The sequence below is a fragment of the Hansschlegelia sp. genome (assembly GCF_035538955.1).
Lineage (GTDB): Bacteria > Pseudomonadota > Alphaproteobacteria > Rhizobiales > Methylopilaceae > Methylopila.
On record NZ_DATLJK010000014.1, the window covers coordinates 237,796 to 264,244 of the forward strand.

24 protein-coding genes and 1 tRNA gene are annotated in these 26,449 nt (G+C 68.0%); 13 read left to right on the forward strand and 12 right to left on the reverse strand.

The genetic code is table 11. The features are described from left to right. Nucleotides 1-66: 66 nt before the first annotated feature. Nucleotides 67-156: transfer RNA gene (locus VM780_RS10585), tRNA-Ser, on the reverse strand. 525 nt (nt 157-681) lie between these two features. On the opposite strand from VM780_RS10585, the gene VM780_RS10590 reads away from it, so the two are divergent. From VM780_RS10590 to mazG, 8 genes are all read left to right on the forward strand, one after another. Beyond that, nucleotides 682-1,659: a septal ring lytic transglycosylase RlpA family protein gene (locus VM780_RS10590; protein WP_325447237.1), complete on the forward strand. Its 978-nt coding sequence runs from the start codon at nt 682-684 to the stop codon at nt 1,657-1,659. Between the two features lie 77 nt (nt 1,660-1,736). Then, complete coding sequence (locus VM780_RS10595) at nt 1,737-2,939, forward strand: D-alanyl-D-alanine carboxypeptidase family protein (RefSeq protein WP_325447238.1); 1,203 nt, start codon at nt 1,737-1,739, stop codon at nt 2,937-2,939. Then, complete coding sequence (tmk, locus tag VM780_RS10600; RefSeq protein WP_325447239.1) at nt 2,939-3,592, forward strand: dTMP kinase; 654 nt, start codon at nt 2,939-2,941, stop codon at nt 3,590-3,592. Before VM780_RS10595 ends, tmk begins: the two co-directional genes overlap by 1 nt. After that, nucleotides 3,589-4,656 carry a DNA polymerase III subunit delta' gene (locus VM780_RS10605; protein WP_325447240.1) on the forward strand — a complete coding sequence of 356 codons (1,068 nt, stop codon included), beginning with the start codon at nt 3,589-3,591 and terminating at the stop codon, nt 4,654-4,656. Before tmk ends, VM780_RS10605 begins: the two co-directional genes overlap by 4 nt. A 28-nt stretch (nt 4,657-4,684) precedes the next feature. Beyond that, entirely contained in the window at nt 4,685-6,247 is a 1,563-nt protein-coding gene (metG, locus tag VM780_RS10610; protein ID WP_325447241.1) for a methionine--tRNA ligase, read from the forward strand. Next, entirely contained in the window at nt 6,244-7,062 is an 819-nt protein-coding gene (locus VM780_RS10615; RefSeq protein WP_325447242.1) for a TatD family hydrolase, read from the forward strand. The genes metG and VM780_RS10615 overlap by 4 nt, the downstream gene beginning before the upstream one ends. Next, complete coding sequence (locus VM780_RS10620) at nt 7,059-7,895, forward strand: MBL fold metallo-hydrolase (protein WP_325447243.1); 837 nt, start codon at nt 7,059-7,061, stop codon at nt 7,893-7,895. The genes VM780_RS10615 and VM780_RS10620 overlap by 4 nt, the downstream gene beginning before the upstream one ends. A gap of 214 nt (nt 7,896-8,109) precedes the next feature. After that, nucleotides 8,110-8,937 (forward strand): nucleoside triphosphate pyrophosphohydrolase, encoded by an 828-nt coding sequence (gene mazG / locus VM780_RS10625; protein ID WP_325447244.1) that lies wholly within the window; start codon nt 8,110-8,112, stop codon nt 8,935-8,937. A 16-nt stretch (nt 8,938-8,953) separates the two neighbouring features. On the opposite strand, the gene VM780_RS10630 is transcribed toward mazG, so the two are convergent. Next, nucleotides 8,954-9,847, reverse strand: a complete 894-nt coding sequence (locus VM780_RS10630; RefSeq protein ID WP_325447245.1) for an alpha/beta hydrolase — start codon at nt 9,845-9,847, stop codon at nt 8,954-8,956. A 173-nt stretch (nt 9,848-10,020) separates the two neighbouring features. Between VM780_RS10630 and parE the strand changes: the two genes are divergently transcribed. From parE to VM780_RS10650, 4 genes are all read left to right on the forward strand, one after another. Continuing rightward, entirely contained in the window at nt 10,021-12,060 is a 2,040-nt protein-coding gene (gene parE, locus VM780_RS10635) for a DNA topoisomerase IV subunit B (RefSeq protein WP_325447246.1), read from the forward strand. A 300-nt stretch (nt 12,061-12,360) separates the two neighbouring features. Then, entirely contained in the window at nt 12,361-12,693 is a 333-nt protein-coding gene (locus tag VM780_RS10640; protein ID WP_325447247.1) for a hypothetical protein, read from the forward strand. 227 nt (nt 12,694-12,920) lie between these two features. Beyond that, nucleotides 12,921-14,411 carry a DEAD/DEAH box helicase gene (locus VM780_RS10645; RefSeq protein WP_325447248.1) on the forward strand — a complete coding sequence of 497 codons (1,491 nt, stop codon included), beginning with the start codon at nt 12,921-12,923 and terminating at the stop codon, nt 14,409-14,411. A gap of 131 nt (nt 14,412-14,542) precedes the next feature. Continuing rightward, a complete protein-coding gene (locus VM780_RS10650; RefSeq protein ID WP_325447249.1) occupies nt 14,543-15,607 on the forward strand; it encodes a GGDEF domain-containing protein in 1,065 nt (354 codons plus the stop codon). Between the two features lie 21 nt (nt 15,608-15,628). On the opposite strand, the gene VM780_RS10655 is transcribed toward VM780_RS10650, so the two are convergent. The 9 genes from VM780_RS10655 to VM780_RS10695 form a co-directional block, all read right to left on the reverse strand. Beyond that, nucleotides 15,629-16,750, reverse strand: a complete 1,122-nt coding sequence (locus VM780_RS10655; RefSeq protein ID WP_325447250.1) for an alkene reductase — start codon at nt 16,748-16,750, stop codon at nt 15,629-15,631. Between the two features lie 171 nt (nt 16,751-16,921). Further along, nucleotides 16,922-17,308: a Fe-S cluster assembly scaffold SufA gene (gene sufA, locus VM780_RS10660; RefSeq protein ID WP_325447251.1), complete on the reverse strand. Its 387-nt coding sequence runs from the start codon at nt 17,306-17,308 to the stop codon at nt 16,922-16,924. A 72-nt stretch (nt 17,309-17,380) separates the two neighbouring features. Beyond that, nucleotides 17,381-17,776, reverse strand: a complete 396-nt coding sequence (locus VM780_RS10665) for a VOC family protein (protein WP_325447252.1) — start codon at nt 17,774-17,776, stop codon at nt 17,381-17,383. A gap of 58 nt (nt 17,777-17,834) precedes the next feature. Continuing rightward, nucleotides 17,835-18,203 (reverse strand): SUF system Fe-S cluster assembly protein, encoded by a 369-nt coding sequence (locus VM780_RS10670; protein ID WP_325447253.1) that lies wholly within the window; start codon nt 18,201-18,203, stop codon nt 17,835-17,837. A gap of 13 nt (nt 18,204-18,216) precedes the next feature. Then, nucleotides 18,217-19,470: a cysteine desulfurase gene (locus VM780_RS10675; protein ID WP_325447254.1), complete on the reverse strand. Its 1,254-nt coding sequence runs from the start codon at nt 19,468-19,470 to the stop codon at nt 18,217-18,219. Between the two features lie 80 nt (nt 19,471-19,550). Next, the gene (sufD, locus tag VM780_RS10680) at nt 19,551-20,867 is read right to left on the reverse strand and encodes a Fe-S cluster assembly protein SufD (protein WP_325447255.1); all 1,317 of its coding nucleotides are present in this window, start codon (nt 20,865-20,867) and stop codon (nt 19,551-19,553) included. Between the two features lie 14 nt (nt 20,868-20,881). Beyond that, nucleotides 20,882-21,631, reverse strand: a complete 750-nt coding sequence (gene sufC / locus VM780_RS10685) for a Fe-S cluster assembly ATPase SufC (RefSeq protein WP_325447256.1) — start codon at nt 21,629-21,631, stop codon at nt 20,882-20,884. Between the two features lie 121 nt (nt 21,632-21,752). Next, a complete protein-coding gene (gene sufB / locus VM780_RS10690; protein WP_325447257.1) occupies nt 21,753-23,222 on the reverse strand; it encodes a Fe-S cluster assembly protein SufB in 1,470 nt (489 codons plus the stop codon). Between the two features lie 89 nt (nt 23,223-23,311). Further along, a complete protein-coding gene (locus VM780_RS10695; protein ID WP_325447258.1) occupies nt 23,312-24,493 on the reverse strand; it encodes a cysteine desulfurase family protein in 1,182 nt (393 codons plus the stop codon). A 151-nt stretch (nt 24,494-24,644) separates the two neighbouring features. Here VM780_RS10695 and VM780_RS10700 point away from each other — a divergent pair, with 151 nt between their 5' ends. Then, nucleotides 24,645-25,334 carry an alpha/beta hydrolase gene (locus VM780_RS10700; protein ID WP_325447259.1) on the forward strand — a complete coding sequence of 230 codons (690 nt, stop codon included), beginning with the start codon at nt 24,645-24,647 and terminating at the stop codon, nt 25,332-25,334. A 12-nt stretch (nt 25,335-25,346) separates the two neighbouring features. Here VM780_RS10700 and VM780_RS10705 read toward each other — a convergent pair whose 3' ends face one another. Beyond that, a complete protein-coding gene (locus VM780_RS10705; RefSeq protein WP_325447260.1) occupies nt 25,347-26,441 on the reverse strand; it encodes an anhydro-N-acetylmuramic acid kinase in 1,095 nt (364 codons plus the stop codon). Nucleotides 26,442-26,449 lie beyond the last annotated feature (8 nt).

Sequence of the window (26,449 nt, forward strand, 5' to 3'; positions counted from 1 at the left end):
CAATGGTCGCGCACGCGCTCCTCCTCTCGGGAGAGCGCGGGGGACGATGCGAAGCCTTGTGGGAAGTGGCGGAAGGGGTGGGATTCGAACCCACGGTACGGTTGCCCGCACGGCGGTTTTCAAGACCGCTGCCTTAAACCGCTCGGCCACCCTTCCGCGGTCGCCGAAGCGCCGCGGACATTTAGCGTTTCCATTGGGCGAGCCGCAAGCCGTCGCGCCGACGGCTCGTCCATGCGAAGTCTCCGCAAGTTTCTCACGGCCGGTTAAGGAACGTGGTTGAGGCTTTCTTGCCACGCCCCATTCCCGCCGCAATTGCGCGACCATTTTGTCAACGAAGCGTGACGGCGCGGACACATGCGCCGGTCTGATTCGGGGGGATACGCCGGAACCCGCTTGGGTTTTGGCTTGGCCGTGCGGGCTTGATACACAGGCCCGACGCGTGCAATCTCCCCGCGTCAAACGGGGAAGAACGGCATGAACGCTGCGGCGGAACGGCTTCACACGAAGCGTCATAGCTTTCCCGCAAGTTCGCGCACCGCATCGACAAAGCGTCTTTCTCTCTCCTCCGCAGCAGGGCTCGCCGCGCTGGCGAGTCTGCTCGCCGGCTGCTCGGCTCAGAACCGAACGGCAACCGCCTCTGTCGAGCCTGCCGCACTGACCGCAGAAGCTTCATCCGAGCAGGTGGCGGCGGTCGCCAACGCGACGCGCGCGCCCGGCGCAAAGCGTTACGTTTTGGCCGAAAAAGCGGCGGCGCCCCGGAAGCGACCGCAGGTCGGGCTGGCTTCCTGGTACGGCTCCGCGTTCCAGGGGCGCCGGACGGCCAATGGAGAAACGTTCGATCTCAGAGGCTTCACGGCGGCTCATCCGAACCTGCCGCTGCCGTCCTACGTCCGGGTGACGAACGTCAAGAACGGCCGCTCCATCGTGGTGCGGGTGAACGACCGGGGCCCCTATCATAAAGGCCGCATGATCGACGTCTCGCGCCGCGCGGCCGACGTGCTCGGCTTCCGCGGCGACGGCGTCGGCAATGTCAAGCTCGACTACATCGGGCTGGCGCCTCTCTCGGGCCGCGACGACGAAAAGCTCCTCGCCACCTATCAGGAGTTCGGCCGTCCCCGCGCGCCAGAAGGGGTGCAGATGGCTTCGCTCAAGCCCGTGACCGACTCTGAGCTCGCCTCCGAGGTGCGCCAGCCGGCGGAGACGCTGGTGGCGAGCGTCACCCCGGCGCCGGCCGCGACGGCTCCGGTTCCTGCGCCGGCGCCGCTCGCCTATGCGTCGGCGGAGAAGCCTGCGGCGACCGACCAGGCGGCGACCGTCACTCTCGCTGCAGCCCCTGTCGCCGCTGCGCCCCAGCCGGCCCCGGTTCCGGCCTCGATCGCCAAGGCCGAACCGCAGGCGCCCGCCTCCGCGCCGACGAAGGTTGCTTCGACCAAGCGCGTCGTGCGTCCGGCGGAGCCGGTGCTCGCGAGCTCCGCGCCTGATCTGCGCAAGACGATCGGCGCGGAGACGACGCCTGAGCCGGCTGCCGAGCCGGTCGCCAACGGCCAAGTGGCCTCCCGGATCGCCGCGACCTTCGACAGCTTCGGATCGGCCGCGTTCGCTTCCGCGGCCGAGGCTCCGCAGCCCGGCCTCGCCAGCGCATACGCTTCCTTCCGCTAACTCTGAACCGCATCCTCGATTGTGCGCTGACCTGACGCGGCCTATCCTCTGCGCCTGAGGAGAGGCGTAGCGTCGCGATGATCGGGTTCCTTTCCGCCGGCGCAGCGCGCCGCGCGAGTCTCTTCGGCCTCGTTTTCCTGGCGGCCATCCTTCCGCGCGCGACACTGGCTGCAGCGCCCGCAGGCCCCACCGCCGCGCCGATCGCCTATCTTTACGACGTCGGCGCGGGTTCGACGCTGTTCGCCAGACAGGCGGACCTGCCCGCTGCTCCGGCCAGCATGGCCACGCTGATGACGCTCGAGCTCGTCTTCAAGGCGATCCATGAAGGACGTCTGAAGCCCGAGGACAGCTTCAAGATCACCGAGGACGCCTGGCGGCGGGGCGGCGCCCCCTCGCGCGGCTCGACGATGTTCGCCAAGCTCAATTCCGAGGTTCCGCTGCCGGATCTGCTGCGCGGAATGATCGTCCAGTCCGGCGGCGACGCGGCGATCACGCTGGCGGTGGCGCTTGCAGGCTCAGAGCCCGCCTTCGCCGAGATGATGAACCGCCGCGCCCAGGAACTCGGGCTCACGCGGTCGACTTTCCGCAACGCAACCGGGCTGCCCGACCCCGAGCAGAAGATGACGGCGCGCGACATCGCGCGGCTGGCGCTGCACATCATCGAGACCTATCCGGATGAATACCGGATCTTCGCCGAGCCGGAGTTCACCTGGAACAAGATCACTCAGCGCAACCGAAACCCGCTGCTCGCCGACTACCAGGGCGCGGACGGGCTCAAGACCGGGTACACGCAGGACTCCGGCTTCGGCCTGGTCGGTTCGGTCGAGCGCGACGGCAGGCGCCTGATCCTCGTGCTCAACGGACTCGAAACCGCAAAGGACCGCGCCCAGGAAGCCCGCAAGCTGCTCGATTGGGGATTCACCGCCTTCGAACAGCGCGAGCTGTTCCCGGCTGACGAGCAGATCGCCGAGGCCCGGGTCTTTGGCGGCGCGGCCCTGTATGTGCCGCTCGTCGCCAGTCGCGCCGTTGAGCTGCTCACCCCAAAGGGTGATCAGACGCGGGTGGTTGCGCGGGTCAGCTATGACGGACCGGTCCTGGCGCCGATCGCGAAGGGCGCGCGGATCGGCACGCTCAGAGTTTGGCGCGGAGACACGTTGACGGTCGAGACCGCCCTTGTCGCCGCTGAAGACGTGCCGGCGGGCGATATGAGCCGACGCGCCTTTGACGGCGCGCTTGAACTCGTGAGCGGCTGGTTCGACAAGATCGTCGCCCGGATCTGATGGGGCGCTTCGTCACTTTCGAGGGCGGGGAAGGGGTCGGCAAATCGACCCAGATGCGCCGCTTGGCGGCGCGGCTTCAGGCGTCCGGCCATGAGGTCTTGACCACGCGCGAGCCCGGCGGGTCGCCGCGCGCCGAGCATCTGCGCGAGGTGCTGCTGTCGGGCCGGGCGAAGCCGTTTGGTCCGATGGCGGAGACTGTGCTGCTCGCTTCGGCCCGGGCCGATCACGTCGACCGCGTGATCCGGCCGGCGCTCGGACGGGGCGCCTGGGTGCTGTGCGACCGCTTCATCGACTCGACGCGTGCGTATCAGGGCGCGTTGGGCGATATCGACTTGGGCGTGATCTCAGCGCTTGAACGCGTCGCGGCAGGCGACTGCGTGCCGGATCTGACGCTGATTCTGGACGCGCCCGTCGAGCTCGGGCTCGGACGCGCCGGGGCGCGCGCCGGGGACGGGGCCCAACGCGACCGGTTCGAGGCGGAGGGCGCCGCATTCCACGATCGGTTGAGGCGGGCCTTCATCGACATCTGCCGGCATGAGCCGCGGCGCTGCGTCCTGGTGGATGCGACCGGCGCAGAGGAGGAGGTCGAGGCCCGCGTCTGGGACATCGTCACGCGCCGGTTCGATCTGACCGCCGCTATGGCGCCGGCATGAGCATCCCCTCGGAGGGGACGCCGGAATCCGACCGGCGCGAAGGCTGTCCTCCGCCGCGCGAAACGCTTCGTCTGGTGGGCCACGCCGCAGCCGAGCAGGCGCTGCTTTCCGCGTACCGCTCGGACCGGATGCACCACGCCTGGCTGATCTCGGGGCCGGAAGGCGTCGGCAAGGCGACGCTGGCCTATCGGTTGGCGCGCTTCGTCCTCGCCCATCCGGATCCGGCCGATGCGGCCGTCCAGACCGCGCAGGACCTGGCGGTTGCAGAAGATCACCCCGCGGCCCGCAGGCTGGCGCGGCTGTCGCACCCGGATCTGCTGGTGCTGCGGCGCGGCTGGAACGCGGACCGGAAAACGTTCTTCGCCGAGATCCGGGTCGACGATGTCCGGCGCACCGGCTCGTTCTTCGGCTCGACCGCAGGCGAGGGCGGCTGGCGCGTCTGTGTCGTCGACACGGCGGACGACATGAACGGCGCGGCCGCGAACGCGCTTCTCAAGGCCCTGGAGGAGCCGCCGCCGCGCGCGCTGTTTCTGCTGCTCAGCGCGGCTCCGCGGGCGCTTCCGGCGCCGGTGCGCTCGCGCTGCCGCTCTCTGCGGCTTTCGCCGCTGCGCCAAGCGGAGACGCTCGAAGTGCTGAAAGGCCTTCCTGAGGTCGCCGAGGAGCACGAGGCTGAGGCGCTTGCGACAGCCGCCGAGCTTTCGGAGGGCAGCGTGGCGCGCGCCTTGTCTCTGCTTGCAAGCGACGGCGCCGCGCTCCGCAACATGGTGACAGGCCTGCTGGATCGTCTGCCCGCCGTCGATGTGAGGGCGGCGCATGCGCTCGCGGAGGACGTCGCGCGCCGCGGGGCCGAGGCTCGCTTTGCGCTGTTCGTCACGCTGGTGGGCGATTGGCTGCACGCCCGCGTGTCCGCCGGCGCCGCACTGCGGGAACCGCGCCTTGCGCGCTTTGCGGAGCTGTGGGAGAAAACCGCCCGTTCGGCCCACGATATCGAGGTGTTCAACCTCGACCGGCGGCCCTTCGTCCTAGAGACGCTGACCGAGCTCGCCGGCCTCGCGCGCCGCTGACGGCGGCCCGGCGAGACCCGAGCCCGGAATGTCGGACGCCAAACCGCCTTTCTACGTCACCACCGCCATCGCCTACCCGAACGGCGCGCCGCATATCGGCCACCTCTACGAGGCGGTCGCGACCGACGCGATCGCCCGCTTCCACCGTCTCGACGGCCGCGACGTGCGCTTCTTGACGGGCACCGACGAGCATGGGCTCAAGATGGCCCAGACGGCAGCGCGCGAGGGCGTGACGCCGCTCGAGTGGGCGACCCGCAACGCGGGCCGGTTCCGCGAGATGGACGAGCGCTACGGCGTCTCCTTCGACCGCTTCATCCGGACCACGGATCGTGACCACTACGCGGCGAGCCAGGAGCTCTGGCGGCGCATGGCTGCGGCCGGCGACATTTATCTCGGCAAGTATGAGGGTTGGTATTCGGTTCGGGACGAAGCCTATTTCGACGAGAGTGAAACCGTTCTCGCCGAGGACGGCAGCCGGAAGGCGCCGACCGGCGCGCTGGTGGAGTGGGTCGTCGAGGAGAGCTACTTCTTTCGCCTGTCCGCCTACCAGGAGAGGCTCCTCAAGCTCTACGAGGAGCAGCCCGGCTTTGTCGGGCCGGAGGCGCGGCGCAACGAGGTGCTCGCCTTCGTCAAAAGGGGTCTTTCGGACCTGTCGATCAGCCGCACCACCTTCAACTGGGGCGTGCCGGTTCCGGGCGACCCCAAGCATGTCATGTATGTCTGGGTCGACGCGCTCACGAACTACATCACCGGCTGCGGCTTTCCCGACGATATGGCGAGCTTTGAGCGCTACTGGCCGGCCAATCTGCACGTCATCGGCAAAGACATCATCCGCTTCCACACGGTGTTCTGGCCGGCGTTCCTGATGTCGGCCGGGCTGCCGCTGCCCAAGCGCGTGTTCGCGCATGGCTTCCTCTACAATCGCGGGGAGAAGATGTCGAAGTCGGTCGGCAACGTCGTCGACCCCTTCGCGCTTGCGGACGGCTATGGCGCGGATCAGGTCCGCTACTTCCTGCTCCGCGAAGTGCCGTTCGGGCAGGACGGCAGCTACAGCCACGAAGCGATCGTCGGCCGCATCAACGCAGACCTCGCCAACGACCTCGGCAATCTCGCGCAGCGCTCGCTCTCCATGGTGGCGCGGAACTGCGAGGGAAGGGCGCCCTCGCCGAGTGCCTTCGCTGAGGCGGACCAGACCCTGCTCTCCGCGGCGGACGCGCTCCGCGGCAAAGTGCGCGCAGCCTTCGACGACCTCGCTCTGCACAATGCGTTGGCGACCATCTGGGCCGTCGTGGCGGACGCCAACCGCTATTTCGCGGGCCAGGAGCCTTGGGCGCTGAAGAAGACGGACCCGGAGCGGATGGCGACGGTGCTCTACGTCACGCTCGAAGTGGTGCGGCAGGTCGCCGTCCTGGCGCAGCCCTTCATGCCGCAATCGGCCGCAAAGCTGCTCGACCTGCTCGGCGTTTCACCCGAGAGGCGCCTGTTCGCCTCGCTCGGAGAAGGCGGCCGGCTGGCTGCAGGCGCCGCGCTGCCGGCGCCGCAGGCGGTCTTCCCGCGCTATGTCGAGGCTCCGGCGGAGGCGGCGTCATGACCGCTTTGGTCGACAGCCACTGCCATCTCGACTTCGAGGACTTCGCTCCTGAGCGCGACGCCGTGGTGGCCCGTGCGATCGACGCCGGCGTCGGCTTGATGGTCACGATCTCGACGCGCGTTCGGCAGTTCGACCGCATTCTCGCGCTCATCGAACGCTATCCGAACGTCTTCGGCACGGTCGGCACGCATCCGCAGAATGCGCACGAAGAACTCGACGTCACCGCGGACGATCTGATCCGGCTGGCCCGACACCCAAAGATCGTCGGCTTCGGCGAAGCCGGTCTGGACTTCCATTACGACACCAGCCCGCCGGAAGCTCAGGAGCAGGGTTTTCGAGTTCACATCGCGGCGGCGCGTGAGACAGGACTGCCGCTGGTGATCCATTCACGGGCGGCGGACGAGCGCATGATTGAGGTTCTGGAGGACGAGGCGGGGAAGGGGCCCTTCCCGGCGGTCCTGCACTGCTTTTCGTCCGGCGCGGAGCTTGCGCGGCGCGGCGTGGCGCTCGGTCTCTACGTGTCGTTCTCCGGAATCCTGACGTTCAAGAAATCCGACGAGCTTCGCGCCATCGCCGCGGAGGTCCCGGCCGACAGGCTGCTCGTCGAGACCGACGCGCCATACCTCGCTCCGGACCCGTTCCGCGGCAAACGCAACGAGCCGGCCTACACCGCGCGCACGGCGGGCGTTCTGGCCAGGACGCGCGGCTGGACCGAAGACGAGACGCGACGCATCACAACCGACAATTTCTTCCGTCTTTTCAGTAAGACAGACAGGAACGCTCTGGTGAGCTCGAAAGACTCGGCGGCCGCGTGAGGCTGCGCGTCACGATCCTTGGCTGCGGCTCCTCCGGCGGCGTCCCGCGCGTGGCCAGCGGCTGGGGCGCCTGCGACCCGAACGAGCCGCGGAACCGGCGCAGGCGCTGCTCGATCATGGTGGAGCGCCTGGGGCCGCACGGCGTCACGCGGGCCGTCGTGGACACCGGCGCCGACCTGCGCGAGCAGCTGATCGACGCCCGGGTGGAGCGCGTCGATGGCGTGCTCTACACCCATGAGCACGCCGACCACACCCATGGCATCGACGACCTCAGGCCGCTCGCCATCCATGCCCGAGGGCGCGTCGACATCTGGTGCGACGAACAGATGTCGGGCTTTCTGAACAGCCGCTTCGGCTACGTCTTCGCCACGCCGCCCGGCAGCGACTACCCGCCGATCCTGAACGAGCGCCGTCTACATATCGGCCGGCCGGCGAGCATCAGCGGCCCCGGCGGCGAGCTCGAGGCGCTGCCGATCGCGCTGGTCCATGGACGCGAGCGGGCGCTTGGATTCCGTTTTGGAGACGTGGCTTACACGCCAGACGTCAACGAGATCCCGAAGTGGGCGGAGACATATCTCGAGGACCTCGACGTCTGGATCGTCGACGCGCTCCGGTACACGCCGCATCCGAGCCATTTCTCAGTCAGTGACGCGCTTGGCTGGATCGAACGGCTGAAGCCGCGCCGCGCCGTCCTCACGAACCTGCATACGGACCTCGATTACGCGACGCTCAAGGCGAGCCTGCCGCCATCGGTCGACGTTGCGTTCGACGGCATGGTCATCGAGAGCGCGACGAAAGCCGCTGAACCGAGCGATCGCGAAGCCGTAACGTGAGCTGATCGCTGCCGGAAGGCTTCGTCGGAGACCAGTGGAGCACGAGCCCGGGGACGCCAAGAGCCAGGCCCAGACCTCCGGGAAAGTTCCATAATATATCTTATGCGATTCACGAAGGGCTGCGCCGGCGTGCTGTTAGTCGCCGTATTGTCGTCCTCTCTCAGGCCCTTTCCGCAGCCGTGAGCGCGCCTCGAGCGCTTGCCCGGAGCCCCTCATGACGCCGTCCAGTGACATCGCCCGCCTCATCGAGATCATGGCTGCGCTGCGCGCGCCCGGGACGGGCTGTCCGTGGGACCTCGAGCAGACCTTCGAGACGATAGCTCCCTACACCGTGGAGGAAGCCTATGAGGTCGCAGACGCCATCCAGCGCGGCGATCTTCTGGATCTGAAGGAGGAGTTGGGCGACCTGCTGCTGCAGGTCGTCTACCACGCGCGCATGGCCGAGGAGCGCGGCGCCTTCGGGTTCGGTGACGTCGTCGAAGGCGTCACGCGGAAGCTGATCCGCCGGCATCCGCACGTCTTCGGCGAAGCCCGTGACCTCGCGCCGGAAGCGATCGCGCGGCTCTGGAGCGCCATCAAGGCTCAGGAGAAAGCGGAGAAGGCAGCTGCGAGGGGCGGGCGCGACGACGGCCATGCCAGCCTGCTCGACGGGATCGCACTCACCCTGCCCGGCCTCACACGCGCCGTGAAGCTTCAGGAGAAAGCCGCGACGGTCGGCTTCGACTGGGATGACGTCGCGCTCGTCATAGGCAAGGTGCGCGAGGAGGCTGACGAGGTCGCCGAAGCGGTCGCCTCAGGCGACCGGGACGCCGTGGAGGACGAGATCGGCGATCTGCTCTGCGCGGTCGCCAACCTCGCGCGGCATGCCGGGGTCGATCCCGAGGCGGCCGTGCGGCGGTCGAACTCGAAATTCGAACGAAGGTTCCGCTCGATCGAGCAACAGCTTGCGAAGATGGGGAAAACGCCGGCAGACAGCGACCTCGACGAGATGGACTCGCTGTGGAACCGCGCAAAGGAATTGGAGCGGCGGGCGAGGGAGTAGCTCGTCGCCCTGCCCCTCAGGCCGCGCGCTGAGCCGCGTCTTCATCCGGCAGCCGCTCGCGCAGGAAACGACAGATCCGATCGAGGGCCGTGCGCGCTTCCGGGATGATACGCGCGAAGGCCTGCCAGACATGCGGCATCTCGCTCCAGACCTCGAGCTCAGCCGGCACGCCCGAGGCCTGCAGCGCCCGCTGCATCCGAACCGCGTCGTCGCGCAGGATTTCGTCGCTTCCGCACTGGATCAGGCAGGCCGGCAGGCCGCCAAGATCTCCGAACAGCGGCGACAGCAGAGGGTTCTTCGGGTCACAATGCGGAGCATAGGCTCCGATGACGGCCGGAAGCCCCTCGACATGCAGCAGCGGGTCGAGCGCGGCGTTCGCCCTCAGGCTCTCGCCGCTGCCGGTCATGTCCACGAAGGGCGACATCGCGACCGCGGCTGCCGGCATCGCGACGCCTTCGGCCTTGAGCTTCAGCAACAGCGCGAAGACCAGATTGCCCCCGGCGGAATCGCCCACGATCGCGAGCCGGCGCGGCGAGACGCCCCGGTCAAGCAGCGCGCGATAGGCGGCGGCGGCGTCATCGAGGCCGGCCGGAAACGGATGTTCAGGAGCGAGCCGATAATCGATCACCGCGACGCGCGCTGCGGCTCCACGCGCAATTCGTCCCGCGATGCCGCGGTGCGTGCGCGGGGAGCCCGAGACGAAGCCGCCGCCGTGGAGATACAGGATCCGCCGGTCCGTCACGAGACCTGAGGGCGCGTTCCACTCGACCGGCACGCCCGCAAGCCCGGCGCTCCTTACGGTGACGCCTGCCGGCCGGTCCGGCGCAAACCGCGCCACCAGTTCCATGGAGCGCCGGATGCGGTCCAGATCCGGCTTGGCGTGCATGCGCGTCTTAACCGCGTGCCGCATGAAGAATCGGAGAAGTCGCGCGCGAGCGCTCACGGCTGAAGACATGCATGGTCCCTGACGCGGCGACTGAACGCGCGACGCGCGGCGTCTCCGCCCCGCGGGGAGACGCCGTCACTTCGCATATGCAAGAATGTTGTCGCTCGCGTGTCGAAGCGAATCAGCGATCAGGGCAAATGGCCAAAACAAACGACCTTTTTGCCGGAGCGGCCCCAGAAGCGCCGCGTCGTCCCGGGGCGCGGGAAGCTGCGCGCGCCCTGCCCCGCGCCGCGGCGCCAGCCGAGGCGAGCTACACGGCTGCCGATATCGAGGTGCTCGAAGGGCTCGAGCCGGTGCGCCGCCGTCCGGGTATGTATATCGGCGGCACCGACGAGAAGGCGCTGCACCACCTGTTCGCGGAGGTGCTCGATAACGCGATGGACGAGGCCGTCGCCGGCCACGCCACCTTCATCGCCGTGGACGTCGGGACGGACGGATCGGTCACGGTCACGGACAATGGCCGGGGCGTGCCGATCGATCCCCACCCGAAGTTTCCGGAGAAGTCGGCGCTCGAAGTGATCATGACCACCCTGCACTCGGGGGGTAAGTTCGACTCCAAGGTCTACGAGACGAGCGGCGGCCTGCACGGCGTCGGCGTCTCCGTCGTGAACGCGCTTTCGGAGCGGCTGGACGTCGAGGTCGCGCGCAATCAGCGACTCTATCGACAGTCCTTCGCGCGCGGTCTGCCGCTCGGCGCGCTGGAGGAGGTCGGCCCCGTCCACAACCGGCGGGGAACGAAGGTGCGGTTCCTGCCGGACCCGCAGATCTTCGGCGTCGGCGCCCGGCTGCAGCCTGCCCGCCTCTACCGCATGGCGCGGTCAAAGGCCTATCTGTTCTCCGGCGTGGAAATCCGCTGGACCTGTCCGGCGGAGCTTATCGCTAGCGGCGACGACACGCCGGAGCGCGCGACGCTGCATTTTCCGGGCGGCTTGAAGGACTTCCTCGCCGCGAGCCTGTCGGACCGGGAGCTTTCCGTCGAGATATTCGCGGGCGCCCACAAGAAACCCGGCGGTCACGGTTCGGTCGAATGGGCCATAGCCTGGACCGACGATGGCGAGGACGGTTTTTGCCGCTCCTACTGCAACACCATTCCGACTCCCGAGGGCGGCACGCACGAGAACGGCTTGCGGATCGCGCTGCTGCGCGGGCTTCGCGGCTACGCGGAGCTCGTCAACAACAAGCGCGCCGCGATCCTGACCGGCGACGATGTGATGCTTGGCGCCGCCGCAATGCTTTCCGCCTTTATCCGCGAGCCAGAATTCCAGGGGCAGACCAAGGAGCGGTTGGCCACGGCGGAGGCTTCCCGGATCGTCGAGCAGGCGGTCAAGGACGCGTTCGATCACTGGCTCGCCGCCTCCCCGCAGCAGGCCAACCGGCTGCTCGAGAGCGTCATCCTGCGCGGCGAGGAGCGGCTGCGCCGCCGGCAGGAGAAGGACGTCGCGCGCAAGACTGCGACCCGCAAGCTGCGCCTGCCGGGCAAGCTGGCGGATTGCAGCCAGGCCGGCGCGAAAGGCTCGGAGCTCTTCATCGTCGAGGGCGATTCCGCCGGCGGCTCGGCCAAGCAGGCGCGCGACCGCGCCACCCAGGCGGTGCTGCCCCTCCGGGGCAAGATCCTCAACGTCGCCAGCGCCGGGGCCGACAAGCTCGCCCAGAACCAGCAGCTCGCCGACCTGCTGCTCGCACTCGGCTGCGGCACGCGCTCGCGCTACTCGGACGCCGATCTCCGCTATGACCGGGTGATCGTGATGACCGACGCCGACGTCGACGGCGCGCATATCGCGTCGCTGCTGATGACCTTCTTCTTCCGCGAGTTGCCGGAGCTGATCCGCAACGGCCACCTGTTCCTTGCGGTGCCGCCGCTTTACCGCTTGAGCCATGGCGGCGTCACGCTTTACGCGCGGGACGACGCTCACAAGGACGAGCTCGTCGCGAAGCGTTTCAAGGGGAAGAACGTCGAGATCGGCCGCTTCAAGGGCCTTGGTGAGATGATGCCGGCCCAGCTGCGCGAGACCACCATGGACCCTGCGCGCCGCACCCTGCTTCGCGTCGGGATCGACGGCGCCGAAGAGGAGCCCACCCGCGACGCGGTCGACAGGCTGATGGGAACCAAGCCGGAGGCCCGCTTTCGGTTCATCCAGGAGCGGGCGCCCTTTGCGGCCGAGCTGATCGACGTGTGAGCGGCGCTTGGGGTGGCTTTGCTCGGATCGGCCCTATAACGGCTGGACGATGCGCAAGGATCGGAATCTGCGATGCGACGCCGCCTGAAGCTTGTCCTTCCGTGCCTCCTCTGCGTTGCGGCCGCGCCGGCACTCGCCCAGACTCCGCCGCCGCCGGCCCCGCCCGCTTCCGTCACGGCCCCGCCGGACAAGATCGATCCTGGACCCATCAGGCCTGACAAGCCCGCTGCGCCGGATGGGAAGACTGAAGCGCCCTCCCCGTCGGCCGACGCTTCGACGAAACCCGACGACGCCCTCGGCGTGCCGGCGCAGGTCACCGCCTTGCGGGTCGCCGGCCCCTGGCAGGCCAACGGCAAACGCGGCTTCTCGCGCGTCATTGGCGTGCTCGACGGCGATCGCCAGCGTTTCTACGTCCAGTGGCTCGAGGATCCGGACTTCCACGTCGTCGAAACAAAGGAGCTCGAGGATCCGGACGCGGCAGAGCTGACGTTCGGCGATGTCCGCGCCGAACCCGCCGACGCTGGCGTCACCGTGTTTCTCGACACCGTGCCGGACAAAGAGGGGATGCGTGACACCTGGGTGGTGGTCATCGGCGAGCCGGGCGACGTCCGCTTCGGTCCTGCGACGAACTGAGCGGCCGCCGATCCGCGCGGCTGACGGCGCGCGTGGGTCGGTTGCAGGACCGCTCGCAGTAACCGCGATCACGTTTTCGCCGGTCGCGGCAATTGACAATCGGCCGCCAAAGCCTCATTTCCCAACGTGGATCACGGGCGCCGCGCGTGTTGGCGCGCGCCCGAGGCGAGCGATCGCGGCGCTGTTGCGCCGCGCCCTCCCCTGGCCGGCCGGCTTTTAAGGACGTCATGACCTTTTCAGAACTTGGACTGAGCCCGAAGGTGCTCGCCGCCGTCGAGACGTCGGGCTACACCGAGCCGACGCCCATTCAGGCGGCTGCGATCCCGCATGTGCTGGAGCGCAAGGACGTTCTCGGCATTGCGCAGACCGGCACGGGCAAGACGGCGTCGTTCACCCTGCCGATGCTGACCCTGCTCGAACAGGGTCGCGCCCGCGCGCGAATGCCCCGCACGCTCATCCTAGAGCCGACGCGGGAGCTGGCGGCGCAGGTCGAGGAAAGCTTCGGCAAGTATGGCCGCAACCATAAGCTTTCGATGGCGCTGCTGATCGGCGGCGTCTCCTTCGGCGACCAGGACGCGAAGCTCACCCGCGGCGTCGACGTGCTGATCGCCACCCCTGGACGACTGCTCGACCACTTCGAGCGCGGGCGACTGCTGCTGACCGGCATCGAGATCCTCGTCATCGACGAGGCGGATCGGATGCTCGACATGGGCTTCATCCCCGACATCGAGCGCATCTGCAAGCTGATCCCGCCGTCGCGCCAGACGCTGTTCTTCTCGGCCACCATGCCGCCGGAGATCCAGCGGCTCACCCAGCAGTTCCTGCGGGACCCGGTCCGGATCGAGGTGGCGCGCCCCTCGACCACGGCGGCCACTGTAACCCAGCTGCTGGTGGCGGCGAATGATGAGCCGTCCGAGAAGCGCGAAGCGCTTCGCCGGGTCATCCGTGAGGCCACCGACTTCAAGAACGCGATCATCTTCTGCAATCGCAAGCGTGACGTCGCGGTCGTCTACAAGTCGCTCCAGAGGCATGGCTTCAAGGTCGCGGCGCTGCATGGCGATCTGGACCAGCGGGCCCGCATGGCGGCGCTCGACAGCTTCAAGAATGGTGAAGTCGATCTGCTGGTGGCGAGCGACGTCGCCGCCCGCGGCCTTGATATCCCGGCTGTCAGCCACGTCATCAACTACGACGTCCCGATCCATGCGGAAGACTATGTGCACCGCATCGGCCGCACCGGGCGCGCGGGCCTGAGCGGCGTCGCCGTCAGCCTGGTGGCGCCCTCTGACGCCAAGCATCTCGGCGCCATCGAGAAGCTGACGCAGTCCTCGATCCGGTGGCAGGGCGAGCCGCTCGATCTCGAAGCTGCTGCGGCCGAGTCCAAGGGCCGTTCGAGGACCGCGCGTCGGCCGCGGAGCGAGAGCCCGTCAGCGGCTGCCCGTCCGGCTCGCGGACCGCGGCGCTCCGCCGCCTCCGAACGGAATTCCGAACGCCCGGCGATCGAGCCGGCCTCGGCGCCTGCGCCGCGCGCGGTCGAAGCGGCCCGTCCTGCCGAGGCCGCTCCCCGTCCGTCGGCGCCTCGCCAGCGGCGCAGCCCCGAGCGGACGCCCGCCCCGGCGGAACGTCGTCCGCAGGCGGCCGGCGGGGACGAGCGCGTGGTCGGCCTCGGCGACCATGTGCCTGCGTTTCTTCTTCGTCCGGTGCGCGCCAAGCGCGCCTGACCGGTCGGAACCGCTGATCGTAACTTCGCCTTTACGGGTTCGATAAAATTATACGTGCCGGCACTGCCGGCGCGCCCAAAGCCCGCTCGCGACGCGCCTGACTGACATCGCGAGTACGGGGGCCTTGGAAGATGAGCGGCGCGAACGATTTCGACCGCACCATCGCGTTCTGCGAAGCGGCGATCCAGCGTCTGAGGGTGCACCGCCACCCCGCCTACCCGCGCAATTACGAATTCTGGTATACATACGCGACGGGCTACAACGCGGCGCTCAACCGCGCGGTGAACGAGTCGCTCGACCGTGATCCTGCGATCTCGGAAGCTGATCTCGACCTCCTCTACGAGACATATCTTTCCCCGTTGCGGCTGTCGGAACGGGTCGATCACGTCGGCTCCCGTATCCTGACCGAAATTTCCGAGGTCGCTGACGTCCTCAAGGACGCTCGCAAATCCAGCGACGATTACGCCGCCACGCTGCAGCGCGTCTCCAATGAAGCGGATCGGCTTGGGCCGGTGGGCCAGGCGCTCAGCGAGCTCGCCAGAGGCCTCCGGGACACGACCGAACGGATGGTGGATCGCACGCGTGAGCTCGAGCGCCAGCTTGCGGCCTCGCATGACGAGATGCAGGAGCTCCACAACACGCTCGAGGTCATCCGCGCGGAATCGTTGACCGATCCGCTGACGGGGCTGGCCAACCGGAAGTTCCTGCAGGGCGCGCTCGACCAGAACCTGGTCGAGGCCGCGCACGGCCAGCGCTTCTCGCTGCTCATCATCGACATCGACCACTTCAAGGCGTTCAACGACAACTACGGCCACCTGACGGGCGATCAGGTGCTCCGGCTCGTCGCGCTGGCGCTCAAGCAGAACGCCAAGAACGAGGATGTCACGGCGCGCTTCGGCGGCGAGGAATTCGCCATCGTGCTGCCAGACACTCCTCTGTCCGCGGCGGCCGCGATCGGCGAGAGAATCCGCCGCGCGGTCATGGCGAAGGATCTCGTGAAGCGGTCGACCGGCGAGCACCTCGGCCGGATCACGGTGTCGGTGGGCGTCGCCACCTGGCGACGCGGCGACAGCGCCCAGAGCATCCTGGATCGAGCCGACAGCTGCATGTATGTCGCGAAACGATCCGGCCGGAACCTCGTGGTGGCCGAGGACGATCCCCGCGCGATGGAGCCCGCCGCCGCCAGGGTGGCCTGACGGCGGCGCGTCTCGCTGTTCTCAGGCGACTTTGCTCGCCTGCTCTTCAGCCTCGAAAGTCGGGTAGTCGGTATAGCCTGCAGCGCCGCCGCCATAGAGCGTGTCGCGGTCGGGCTCGGCCAGCGGCGCGCCCCGGCGGATACGCTCCACCAGGTCAGGGTTCGCGATGAACGGCCGGCCGAAAGCGACGAGGTCGACTGCGCCCGATGCGACCCGCTCGATCGCCAGCGCGGGATCGTAATTGTTGTTGCCGATATAGACACCCTTGAAGGCCTGGCGCAGCCGGGCGAGGTCGAAGCCGCCCTCCGGCGCGCGCGCGCCCTGAGTTTCGCCTTCGATGACATGGATATAGGCGATCCCGAGCTCTGACAGGCGCTCGACGGCGCGAACGAACAAGGGCTCGGGGTTCGAGTCGGAGATGTCATTGAACGGGCTGAGCGGCGATAGCCTGACGCCCACCCGATCCCGGCCGATCGCCTGCGCCGCGGCCTCGGTCGCTTCCACGAGAAACCGCGTGCGGTTCTCGATCGAGCCGCCATAGGCGTCGGTCCGCTTGTTCGTCTTGTCGCGCAGGAATTGGTCGATCAGATAGCCGTTGGCGGAATGGACCTCGACGCCGTCGAACCCGGCTTCGATCGCGTTCGCGGCCGCCTTGCCGTACTGGGCGACGATGCCGGGGATCTCGTCCAGCTCCAGGGCGCGCGGCGTCTCGAACGGCTTGAAGCCGGACTCGGTGAAAGCCGCTCCTTCCGGCTTGATCGCCGACGGAGCCACTGGCGCCGCGCCGCCGGGCTGAAGATCCGGGTGGGAGATGCGGCCGACATGCCAGAGCTGCAGCACGATGCGGCCGCCCTTGGCGTGGACCGCATCGGTGACCTTGCGCCATCCGGCGATCTGTTCGGCCGAATAGATCCCGGGCGTCCAGGCGTAGCCCTGCCCTTCCGGCATGATCTGGGTCGCCTCGGCGATAATCAGCCCCGCGCTCGCCCGCTGCGCGTAATAGGTCGCGTTGAGATCGTGCGGGGCGAGCGTCGTGTGATCGGCGCGCGATCGCGTCAACGGGGCCATGACGATCCGGTTCGGAAGCGTAAGCGGGCCCAGCGCGAGAGGCTGGAAGAGCACGTCAGCGTTCGGCTGCGACATGAAAGAGCTCCGGGATGTGAGGTCGCCGGCGAACGCCGGCCATGCTCCCACATAGGCGCTCTTTCGGGAGCCACACCCCTCCCGGCCAAACTGCCGCGCAAGCGACGTTTGCGCCGCCGCTAGGATCGGGCGCTCGGCCCTATTCTCTGCCGCTCTCGCGGCCGCGCGGCGTCACGCGGCAGGCACGTAGCTGTCAGGCCTGGCGGGCGTGATCGCGACCGACTCTCCGCAGCCGCAGGCGGACGTCTGGTTCGGATTGTTGAAGACGAAGCGTTGCGTGAGCTTCTCGGTCACGAAATCCATTTCGGTGCCGAGCAGATAGAGGATCGCCTTCGGATCGATGAGGACCCGGACCCCCTTCTCCTCCACGACCTCGTCTGTCGGACCCGGCTCAGCCGCATAATCGAGCGTGTATTCCATGCCGGCGCAGCCGCCGGTTTTCACGCCGATCCGCAGGCCGAACACCGGCGTCTCCGACCGCTCGATGACGGAGCGAACGCGCTCCGCGGCGCGGTCCGTCATCGTCATCACCTTGGGACGCGGGCGCGTCGACGCCATGTCCTCGACTCCTCTGGTCTGTCGCTCGAATATAAGGGCCGGCGGCTGAATTATCGAGACAGGCTACGGCGCTCAGTAGGTCGTCCAGATGCCCGGCGTGGCGATCTCCAGCAAATTGCCGTCGGGATCGCGGAAATAGATGCTGGTCCCGCCGCGCGGCCATGAGACCCGCCCCTCGATGGGAACGCCCTGCTCGGAAAGCCGCGCCTCCCAGAGCGGGAGCTGGTCCGCATCCGCCGCGAACGCGAAGTGGATGTGGCCCGAGGCGTCATGCCCGGGGATCACGCCGCCGGGCGGTGTCTGCGTCTCCGCTGAGCCTCCGCGCCGGAATAGCAGCAGGATGCTCCGCTCCGCGACATCGAGGGCGACCAACGCGTCGTTCTCGAACAGATGCGGCAAACCGAACAGCCGGTCATAGAACGCGACGGCGCGGCCGAGGTCCTCGACGTAGACGCCAGTCTCAAGCACGCCGGCGAGGCGTGGCGCAGTCCTGCTGCTGAAGGTTCCGGCGGCGCTCAGAGCCGCCTCACCACATGTCGAGCGCGACCCGGGCCTCGTCTGACATGCGGCTCTGATCCCACGGGGGATCGAACACCATGTTGACGTCGACCTTGCCGACGCCCGGCACCGCGCCCACCGCGTTGACGACCCACTCCGGCATCTCGCCCGCGACAGGACAGCCGGGAGCGGTCAGCGTCATGTCGATCGTGACGTCGCGGCTGTCCGCGATGTCGATCCGGTAGACGAGGCCGAGCTCGTAGATGTCCACGGGGATCTCGGGATCGTAGACGGTCTTCAGCGCCGAGACGATGTCGTCCGTCAGCCGCGCGAGCTCCTCGGGAGGGATCGCGCTGTCAGCCGCGACCGGAGTTGGGGCCGTCGCTACGTCGCTCATTGTCGAGCCTTTCTCAAGCGAACAGGTCTCGCGCCCTGGTCAGCGCTTCCGCCAGACGATCGATCTCGTCGGTCGTGTTGTAAAGCGCGAAGGACGCACGGCAGGTCGAGGTCACGCCAAGCCGCTTCAGCAGCGGTTGAGCGCAATGCGTGCCCGCGCGAACCGCCACGCCGGACCGATCCAGCACCGTGGCGACGTCATGCGCATGGGCGCCCTCGAGGTTGAACGAGACGATCGCCCCCTTCCCCGGCGCGCGGCCGAAGATCCGCACGGCGTTGATCGCGCCGAGCCGCTGATGCGCATAATCCCTCAGCGTCGTCTCATGCGCGGCGATCGCCTCGCGGCCGACCTGCCGCATATACTCGAGCGCCTCGCCGAGGCCGACCGCCTGCACGATCGGCGGCGTCCCCGCCTCGAACCGGTGAGGCGGATCGCCATAGGTGACGAGGTCCTCGGTGACGTCGCGGATCATTTCGCCGCCGCCGTTGAACGGCGCGAGCGCCTCGAGCCGCTCTCTCTTGCCGTAGAGCACGCCGATGCCGGTCGGCCCATACACCTTGTGGCCCGTGAAGACGTAGTAGTCGCAATCGATGTCTTGCACGTCCGTCGCGAGATGGACGGCGCCCTGGCTGCCGTCGACCAGCACCTGCGCGCCGCGCTCATGCGCGAGGCGGCAGATCTCCTTCACCGGCACGACCGTGCCGAGAACGTTGGACATATGCGTAATCGCGACGAACTTCGTCCGCTCGCTCAGCGCCGCCTCGAAGGCGTCCAAGTCGAAGGAGCCGTCCTCGCGCACCTGCACCCACTTCAGCACCGCGCCGCGGCGCTCGCGCAGGAAGTGCCACGGCACGACGTTGGAGTGGTGCTCCATGATCGAGAGCACGATCTCGTCGCCCTCCCGGATGCCGCCAAGACCGACGCCGTTCGCGACGAGGTTGATCGACTCGGTCGCCGAGCGCGTGAACACGATCTCGTCCACGGAGCCCGCGTTCAGGAAGCTCCGGACCCGCTCGCGCGCCTCCTCGAAGGCTTCAGTGGCGGCGTTCGCGAGGTGGTGCAGACCACGGTGAACGTTGGAATATTCGGTCTCATAGGCGCGCCGCATCCGGTCCAGCACCTGGACCGGCTTCTGCGCCGAGGCGCCATTGTCCAGATAGACCAGCGGCTTGCCGTGGACCTTCAGGCTCAGGGCGGGAAAGTCCGCGCGCAGCCGCGCGACGTCGTAAGGCGCGGGGGCGGACCGGATATCTTCGGCAAGGGACATAGGGTTGATCTAACGGCTGCGGCCGCGAACGCAAGGCCGCAGCGCGGTTTATGGACCGAGCTCTCCCGATTAGCCCCTGCTCAGTCGCGCTCTCGGAGCCACCGCTCCACGCGCGTCGTCAGCGCCTCTCGGAGTTCGTCGTTCGCGACAGACTCGATCACCTCGCCGACGAACGCCCGCACCAGAAGCGCCTCCGCCTCCGGTTTTGGGACGCCGCGCGACATCAGGTAGAACAGCAGTTCATCGTCGATCGCGCCGACCGTCGCGCCGTGACCGCAGACCACGTCGTCGGCGAAGATCTCGAGCTCCGGCTTGGCGTCCGCTTCCGCGTCATTCGACAGGAGCAGCGCCTTCGCCATCATCTTGCCGTCGGTCTTCTGCGCGTGCGGCTGGACGACGATCTTGCCCTGGAACACCGAGCGCGCCTGGCCGTCGAGCGCCGTCTTGAACAGCTCGCGGCTCGCGCAGCCTGGCGCCTCATGATGGATGACGAGCGTCGAGTCGATGTGCCGCCTGCCGCCGGCGAAGCCGGCTCCGTTGATGTTCGCGACCGCCTTCTCGCCCTTGAAGGCGAGGAACACCTGCTGGCGGGCGACCGCGGCTCCTGACGAGACGGAGACCGAGGTCAAGTCGGCGCGGGCGCCCATCCGCGCGGCGAGCGTGCCGAGGTGCAGCGTCCCGAGCCCCTCGTCCTGAAGCTTGACGTGCGTCACGCGCGCTTCGTCAGCGAGATCGAGCCCGATCAGCGTATTCGTCTGATGGCCCTCAGGGTCGCCCGTATGGCTTTCCACGAGCGTGATCGAAGCGCCCTTCCCGACCGAGACCAGCACGCGCCCATAGGCTGCGTGCGCGCCGCCGGTCTGGACGCTCGCGACGTGGATCGGCTTCTCGACGGTGACCCCCTCGTGGACGGCGATCATCAGACCGTCCGAGGCGAAAGCGGTGTTGAGCGCTACCGCCGCATTGTCCGGCGGCGCGCCTTCGAGCATCAGCGCGTGCTGCGCGTCGGCCGCCAAGGCGTCCGCCAGGAGCACGATGCGCACCCCCTCGGGGGCGTCGTCGAGCTGGGAAAGCGCCGGCGCGAGGCGGCCGTTGACGAACACGATGCGCAGCGCGTCGGCGTCGGCGAACGGCAGCAGGTCACGCGCCGCCGCGACGTCAGCGTCGGAAAGCGTGACGACGAGCGGCCGAGCTTCGCGCATCAGCGCCCGGAGATCGGTGTACTTCCACTCCTCGACCCGCCGGTTCGGGAGTCCCTTCGCGGCGAAGGCGCGGAACGCGGCGTCGCGCAAGCCTGCGGCGGTCTCGCCGCCAGGCAGCGCCGCGCGCACGGCCTCGAAGGCTTCGATCAGGCCGCTCTCGGCGGCGGTTCGTATCGGGCGGACTTCCGCGTTCATCGCGTGGTCGGTCCTCAAGCGGCTTCTTCGACGTAGTCGGCGTAGCCCCGAGCCTCGAGCTCGTGGGCGAGCTCGGCGCCGCCGGTGCGGACGATGCGGCCTTTCGCCATCACGTGGACGACGTCCGGCACGATGTGGTCGAGCAGGCGCTGGTAATGGGTGATGACCACGAAGGACCGATTCTGCGCGCGCAGTTCGTTCACGCCCTGCGCAACGATCCGAAGCGCGTCGATGTCGAGACCGGAATCGGTCTCGTCGAGGACGCAGAGCTTCGGCTCGAGCAGCGCCATCTGCAGCACTTCGTTGCGCTTCTTCTCGCCGCCGGAGAAGCCGACGTTCAGGCCGCGCTTGAGCATGTCGGTTGAAATGCTGAGTGAATCAGCTTTTTCCCGCACCAGCTTCATGAACTGCGGAGTCGGCAGCTCCGCCTCGCCGCGCGCGCGGCGCTGGGCGTTCAGCGCCGTCTTCAGGAACGTCATGGTCGCGACGCCGGGAATCTCGAGCGGATACTGGAAGGCCAGAAAAAGACCGGCCGCGGCGCGCTCGTTCGGCTCCATGGCGAACAAGTCCTGTCCGTCCAGCGTCGCGGAGCCTGCGGTGACCTCGTAATCATCCTTGCCGGCTAGCACGTAGCTCAGCGTCGACTTGCCGGAGCCGTTCGGACCCATGATGGCATGGACCTCGCCGGCCTTCACCTCAAGGTCGAGCCCCCGCAGGATCTCCTTGTCCTCGATGGAAGCGTGGAGGTTCTTGATCGAGAGCATCTTGCCTTCGTCCCGTATGCGTCATCCCGGCTGACCGAAGCGAGCCGGGATCGTCTTTCAAAAGCCGTCATATCGCGCGTCATTCAGGAACCGCCCGCGGCCGCCGGAATGACGCAGTGTCTTAACCCACGCTGCCTTCGAGCGAGATCGAGATCAGCTTCTGGGCCTCGACCGCGAACTCCATCGGAAGCTGCTGCAGCACGTCCTTGACGAAGCCGTTGACGATCAGCGCCACCGCCTCCTCGTCGGAGAGCCCGCGCTGCTGGCAGTAGAACAGCTGATCATCCGAGATTTTCGAGGTCGTGGCCTCGTGCTCGAACACCGCGCTCGACGTCTTCGCCTCGAGATACGGAACCGTGTGCGCGCCGCATTTGTCGCCGATCAGCAGGGAGTCGCAGTTCGTGAAGTTGCGCGCGTTCGTCGCCTTCCGATGCGCCGAGACGAGCCCGCGATAGGTGTTGTTGGAGCGGCCCGCCGAGATGCCCTTGGAGATGATCTTCGAAGTCGTATTCCGGCCGAGATGGATCATCTTGGTGCCGGAATCCACCTGCTGGCGGCCGTTCGAGATTGCGATCGAGTAGAACTCGCCGCGGCTGCCGTCGCCGCGCAGGATGCAGCTCGGATACTTCCAGGTGATGGCCGAGCCGGTCTCAACCTGAGTCCAGGAAATCTTCGAGTTCTTGCCTCGGCAGTCGCCGCGCTTGGTGACGAAGTTGTAGATCCCGCCCCTGCCCTCGGCGTCGCCCGGATACCAGTTCTGGACGGTCGAGTATTTGATCTCGGCGTCGTCCAGCGCGACCAGCTCGACGACGGCCGCGTGTAGCTGGTTCTCATCGCGCATCGGCGCGGTGCAGCCCTCGAGATAGCTCACATAGGAGCCCTCGTCGGCGATGATGAGCGTGCGCTCGAACTGCCCGGTGTTCCGCTCATTGATGCGGAAATAGGTCGACAGTTCCATCGGGCAGCGGACGCCCTTGGGGATGTAGACAAACGAGCCGTCGGAGAAGACCGCCGAGTTCAGCGTGGCGAAAAAGTTGTCCGAGGTCGGCACGACCGAGCCGAGATATTTCTTCACCAGCTCGGGATGTTCGCGGATGGCCTCGGAGATCGGGCAGAAGATGACGCCTGCCTTGGCGAGCTCGGCCTTGAACGTCGTCGCGACCGAGACGCTGTCGAACACCGCGTCCACCGCGACGCGACGCTGCTCCACGCCGGCGAGAACCTCCTGCTCCCTCAGCGGGATGCCAAGCTTCTCATAGGTGCGCAGCAGTTCGGGATCGACGTCGTCGAGCGTCTTGGGCGCAACGAACGCCTTTGGCGCCGAATAATAATAGAGGTCTTCGTAATCGATCGGCGGATAGTCTACCCGCGCCCAGGTCGGCTCGGTCATCGTCCGCCAACGGCGATAGGCGTCCAGCCGCCACGCGAGCATCCACTCCGGCTCTTCCTTCTTCGCCGAGATGAACCGCACGGTGTCTTCCGTGAGGCCCTTTTCGGCGCGATCGGACTCGATGTCGGTGACGAAGCCGTACTTGTACTGGTCGACGTCGATCGACCGCACGCGGGCTACCGTCTCCTGAACTGCCGGCATTCTCTTGCTCCATCGGCCGCAGGACGCCTGCGGCTGTCGTTAGAAGTCTTCTAGCAGGGCTTCGGCGTGAGCGGAACGCCTCGCGGCCATCAGGCGGCCGAGACAGCGGGCTCTCGCCCGCTTGGCCGCAGCATATCGGCCCATGCCCTCAGAAGAAGCTCCCCGTCCGCGGGATCCGAGGACCAGCCGAAGCTGACGCGCAGCATGCCTGACGACAGATTGTGATCGACTCCCATGGCGTCAAGCACCAGAGAGGCCTTGGTTTTGCCCGAGGAGCATGCGGAGCCGGCGGAAACCGCGATCCCGGCGAGATCGAGCGCAATCATCGCGCGCGTCGAGGAGATCGCGGGCGCCGCGAAGCACGACGTGTTCGGCAGGCGCGGCGCGCCTTCGCCAAAGATCACCACCTCACCCAGCCGCCGAAGCCCTGACTCCAGCGCGTCCCGCAGTTCCGCAAGACGCGCAAAGGACGCGAGCTCCCGAAGAGCCTCTTCGGCCGCGACGCCGAGGCCGGCGATCCCGGCGACGTTCTCCGTGCCGGCCCGCCAGCCCTTTTCCTGCCCGCCGCCGCGCACCACCGGCTCCCCGACATGCAGATCTTCACGGGCGCGCACCAGGGCGCCGACGCCCGCCGGGCCGCCGAACTTGTGGGCCGCCAGCGCAAGGAAATCGCAGCCGAGCGCCGGCATGTCGACGGGGATCTTGCCGGCGGCCTGCACGGCGTCGACGTGGACCAGACCGCCGAAACGTCGAGCGACGGCGCAGGCCTCCGCGACCGGCTGGATCACGCCGGTTTCATTGTTGGCGAGCATCAGCGCGAGCATGGCGCGCTCCTGGGGGCGTTCGGCGGCATGGCGGGCGAACGCCGCCTCGATCGCCGCGACGTGGACGACGCCGTTCGCATCCACCGGAATGGTTTCGACCGCCCCGGCAGGAAATCGCGCTCCGGCCGCGACGGCGGGATGCTCGATCGCGGACACGAGCAGCCGCGTCACCGGCCGGGGGTCGCGGGGGTCGCGGACCGACGGAGTGAGCGCCAGGTTCGAGGCTTCGGTTCCGCCGCTCGTGAAGGTCACGCAGGCCGGTTCGCCGCCGACAAGCGCCGCCACCTTCGCCCGCGCGTCCTCGACGATCCGGCGCTTGGCGCGCCCCTCTGCATGAACCGATGAGGGATTGCCGACCGACGCCAGAACTTCAGACATGATCGCGATCACGGCCGGTCGGGTGGCGGTCGTGGCGTTGTGGTCGAGATAGACCCGTCGTCCGCTCATGAGCGAGGCTCCTTTTGCGGCCGCCGTCCGCGCACTAGATGACAGACGACGCGCGATCCTTGCAATTCGCAGGTTCTTCCGTGCTAGAGACGGCCGCTCGCCCGCGCAAGACGACCGTCGGCGGGCGCGCCAAGAAGTCAAGGAACCCACTATGCCCGAGGTGATCTTCAGCGGACCCGCCGGCAGGCTCGAAGGCCGCTACCACCCCGCTAAGAAGCGCCGCGCGCCGATCGCCCTCATCCTGCACCCCCATCCGCAATTCGGGGGCACGATGAACAACCAGATCGTCTACAACCTCTACTACGCCTTCCTGAACCGCGGATTTTCGGTGCTGCGCTTCAACTTCCGCGGCGTCGGCCGCAGCCAGGGCTCGTTCGACCACGGCTCGGGCGAACTTTCCGACGCCGCCTCGGCCCTCGACTGGGCGCAGAGCCTGAACCCGGACGCGCGCGCCTGCTGGATCGCCGGCGTCTCCTTCGGCGCCTGGATCGGGATGCAGCTGCTGATGCGCCGTCCCGAGGTCGAAGGCTTCATTTCGGTCGCGCCGCCCGCGAACCGCTTCGATTTCTCGTTCCTCGCGCCCTGCCCGTCGTCCGGCCTGTTCGTCCATGGCGACCAGGACCGGGTCGCGCCGATGCGTGACGTGCAGACGCTGATCGAGAAGCTGAAGACCCAGAAGGGCATTGTCATCGATCAGTCGGTGATCCCGGGTGCGAACCACTTCTTCGAAAACCGCATCGACGAGCTGCTGGTGGAGGTGAACGCCTACCTCGACAAGCGCCTTGGCGTGATCGAAGAGCCTGTGGCGCTGCCCGCGCCGAAGGACGAGGACGCCGCCTGACGGGCCGCGTACCTACGGCCGCGCCAAAACCCCGCCCGTCATCGGGCGGGGCGCGCCAGTGGTGCCCGGATAGGTCAGCGGAAGCCCTCTGAGGCTCCGCACCGCCAGCACTGCGAAAGCCTGCGCCTCGAGCGCGTCGCCTGAAAGACCTACCTCGTCGGCGGTCTGAACCTTGGCGCCGAGCCGCTCCCTGAGCATCCGCAACAGCGTCGGATTGCGCGCGCCGCCGCCGGCGACGATCCATTGCGCCGGCGGCTGCGGCAGCTGCGCCGCTGCGCTCGCCACCGTTGCGGCCGTGAAGGCTGCGAGCGTCGCGAGCGCGTCCGGGAGCGGGAGCGCCTCCGTGACGGAGGCGTCGAAGGCGTTGCGGTCGAGCGACTTCGGCGGCGGCAGCATGAAATAGGGATGCGTCATCAGGCGTTCGAGCGCGCGCTCATCGACGCGCCCCGCCGCCCCAATTGCGCCGTCCCGGTCAAACGCCGCCCCGGTTTCGCGGGCGATGCGATCGTCCATCAAGGCGTTGGCCGGGCCGGTGTCGAATGCGATCAGCTCGCCGTCTTCGCCCACGAAAGTGACGTTGCCGACGCCGCCGAGGTTCAGCACCGCGAGCGGCCGAGGCAGGTCGAGATCCCTTGTGAGCACAGGGTGGATCGTGGGAGCGAGCGGCGCTCCCTGCCCGCCTGCGGCGACGTCGGCCGCGCGGAAATCATAGACGACAGGGCGGCCGATCGCGCGCGCCAGCGCTTCGCCGTCGCCGATCTGGACCGTCAGGCGAGCCTCCGGCCGATGCAGCACGGTCTGCCCGTGAAAGCCGATGACGTCGATCTCCGAGCGGGAGATGCCGTGCTGAGCAAGGAAGTCCTCGACCGCCATCCGGTGGGCGCCCGTCACGATCGCCTCCGCCACGGCGAGCGTTCCGGGCCGCGCCGTCCGGTCCGTGAGCGCCGCCGCCTCGGTCATCGCCTTCGACAGAACGGCGCGTTCGGCGGCGTCATAGCGGTGATAGCCGCTCGGCCCGAGCCGCTGGACACGCTCGCCATCCGTGTCCACCAGCGCGACATCGACGCCGTCGAAGGAGGTTCCGCTCATCAGTCCGATAGCGCGCATCAAGGGCC

Excerpts from the sequence above, each read along its gene's own strand:
- tmk (WP_325447239.1), top strand. The coding sequence starts at position 2,939 with ATGGGGCGCTTCGTCACTTTCGAGGGCGGGGAAGGGGTCGGCAAATCG.
- VM780_RS10615 (WP_325447242.1), top strand. The coding sequence starts at position 6,244 with ATGACCGCTTTGGTCGACAGCCACTGCCATCTCGACTTCGAGGACTTC.
- sufA (WP_325447251.1), bottom strand. The coding sequence starts at position 17,308 with ATGGCGTCGACGCGCCCGCGTCCCAAGGTGATGACGATGACGGACCGC.
- VM780_RS10650 (WP_325447249.1), top strand. The coding sequence starts at position 14,543 with ATGAGCGGCGCGAACGATTTCGACCGCACCATCGCGTTCTGCGAAGCG.
- metG (WP_325447241.1), top strand. The coding sequence starts at position 4,685 with ATGTCGGACGCCAAACCGCCTTTCTACGTCACCACCGCCATCGCCTAC.
- VM780_RS10670 (WP_325447253.1), bottom strand. The coding sequence starts at position 18,203 with ATGAGCGACGTAGCGACGGCCCCAACTCCGGTCGCGGCTGACAGCGCG.
- VM780_RS10705 (WP_325447260.1), bottom strand. The coding sequence starts at position 26,441 with ATGCGCGCTATCGGACTGATGAGCGGAACCTCCTTCGACGGCGTCGAT.
- VM780_RS10695 (WP_325447258.1), bottom strand. The coding sequence starts at position 24,493 with ATGAGCGGACGACGGGTCTATCTCGACCACAACGCCACGACCGCCACC.
- VM780_RS10655 (WP_325447250.1), bottom strand. The coding sequence starts at position 16,750 with ATGTCGCAGCCGAACGCTGACGTGCTCTTCCAGCCTCTCGCGCTGGGC.
- sufB (WP_325447257.1), bottom strand. The coding sequence starts at position 23,222 with ATGCCGGCAGTTCAGGAGACGGTAGCCCGCGTGCGGTCGATCGACGTC.
- VM780_RS10605 (WP_325447240.1), top strand. The coding sequence starts at position 3,589 with ATGAGCATCCCCTCGGAGGGGACGCCGGAATCCGACCGGCGCGAAGGC.
- mazG (WP_325447244.1), top strand. The coding sequence starts at position 8,110 with ATGACGCCGTCCAGTGACATCGCCCGCCTCATCGAGATCATGGCTGCG.
- VM780_RS10700 (WP_325447259.1), top strand. The coding sequence starts at position 24,645 with ATGCCCGAGGTGATCTTCAGCGGACCCGCCGGCAGGCTCGAAGGCCGC.
- VM780_RS10675 (WP_325447254.1), bottom strand. The coding sequence starts at position 19,470 with ATGTCCCTTGCCGAAGATATCCGGTCCGCCCCCGCGCCTTACGACGTC.
- sufD (WP_325447255.1), bottom strand. The coding sequence starts at position 20,867 with ATGAACGCGGAAGTCCGCCCGATACGAACCGCCGCCGAGAGCGGCCTG.
- VM780_RS10595 (WP_325447238.1), top strand. The coding sequence starts at position 1,737 with ATGATCGGGTTCCTTTCCGCCGGCGCAGCGCGCCGCGCGAGTCTCTTC.
- VM780_RS10630 (WP_325447245.1), bottom strand. The coding sequence starts at position 9,847 with ATGCGGCACGCGGTTAAGACGCGCATGCACGCCAAGCCGGATCTGGAC.
- VM780_RS10645 (WP_325447248.1), top strand. The coding sequence starts at position 12,921 with ATGACCTTTTCAGAACTTGGACTGAGCCCGAAGGTGCTCGCCGCCGTC.
- parE (WP_325447246.1), top strand. The coding sequence starts at position 10,021 with ATGGCCAAAACAAACGACCTTTTTGCCGGAGCGGCCCCAGAAGCGCCG.
- sufC (WP_325447256.1), bottom strand. The coding sequence starts at position 21,631 with ATGCTCTCGATCAAGAACCTCCACGCTTCCATCGAGGACAAGGAGATC.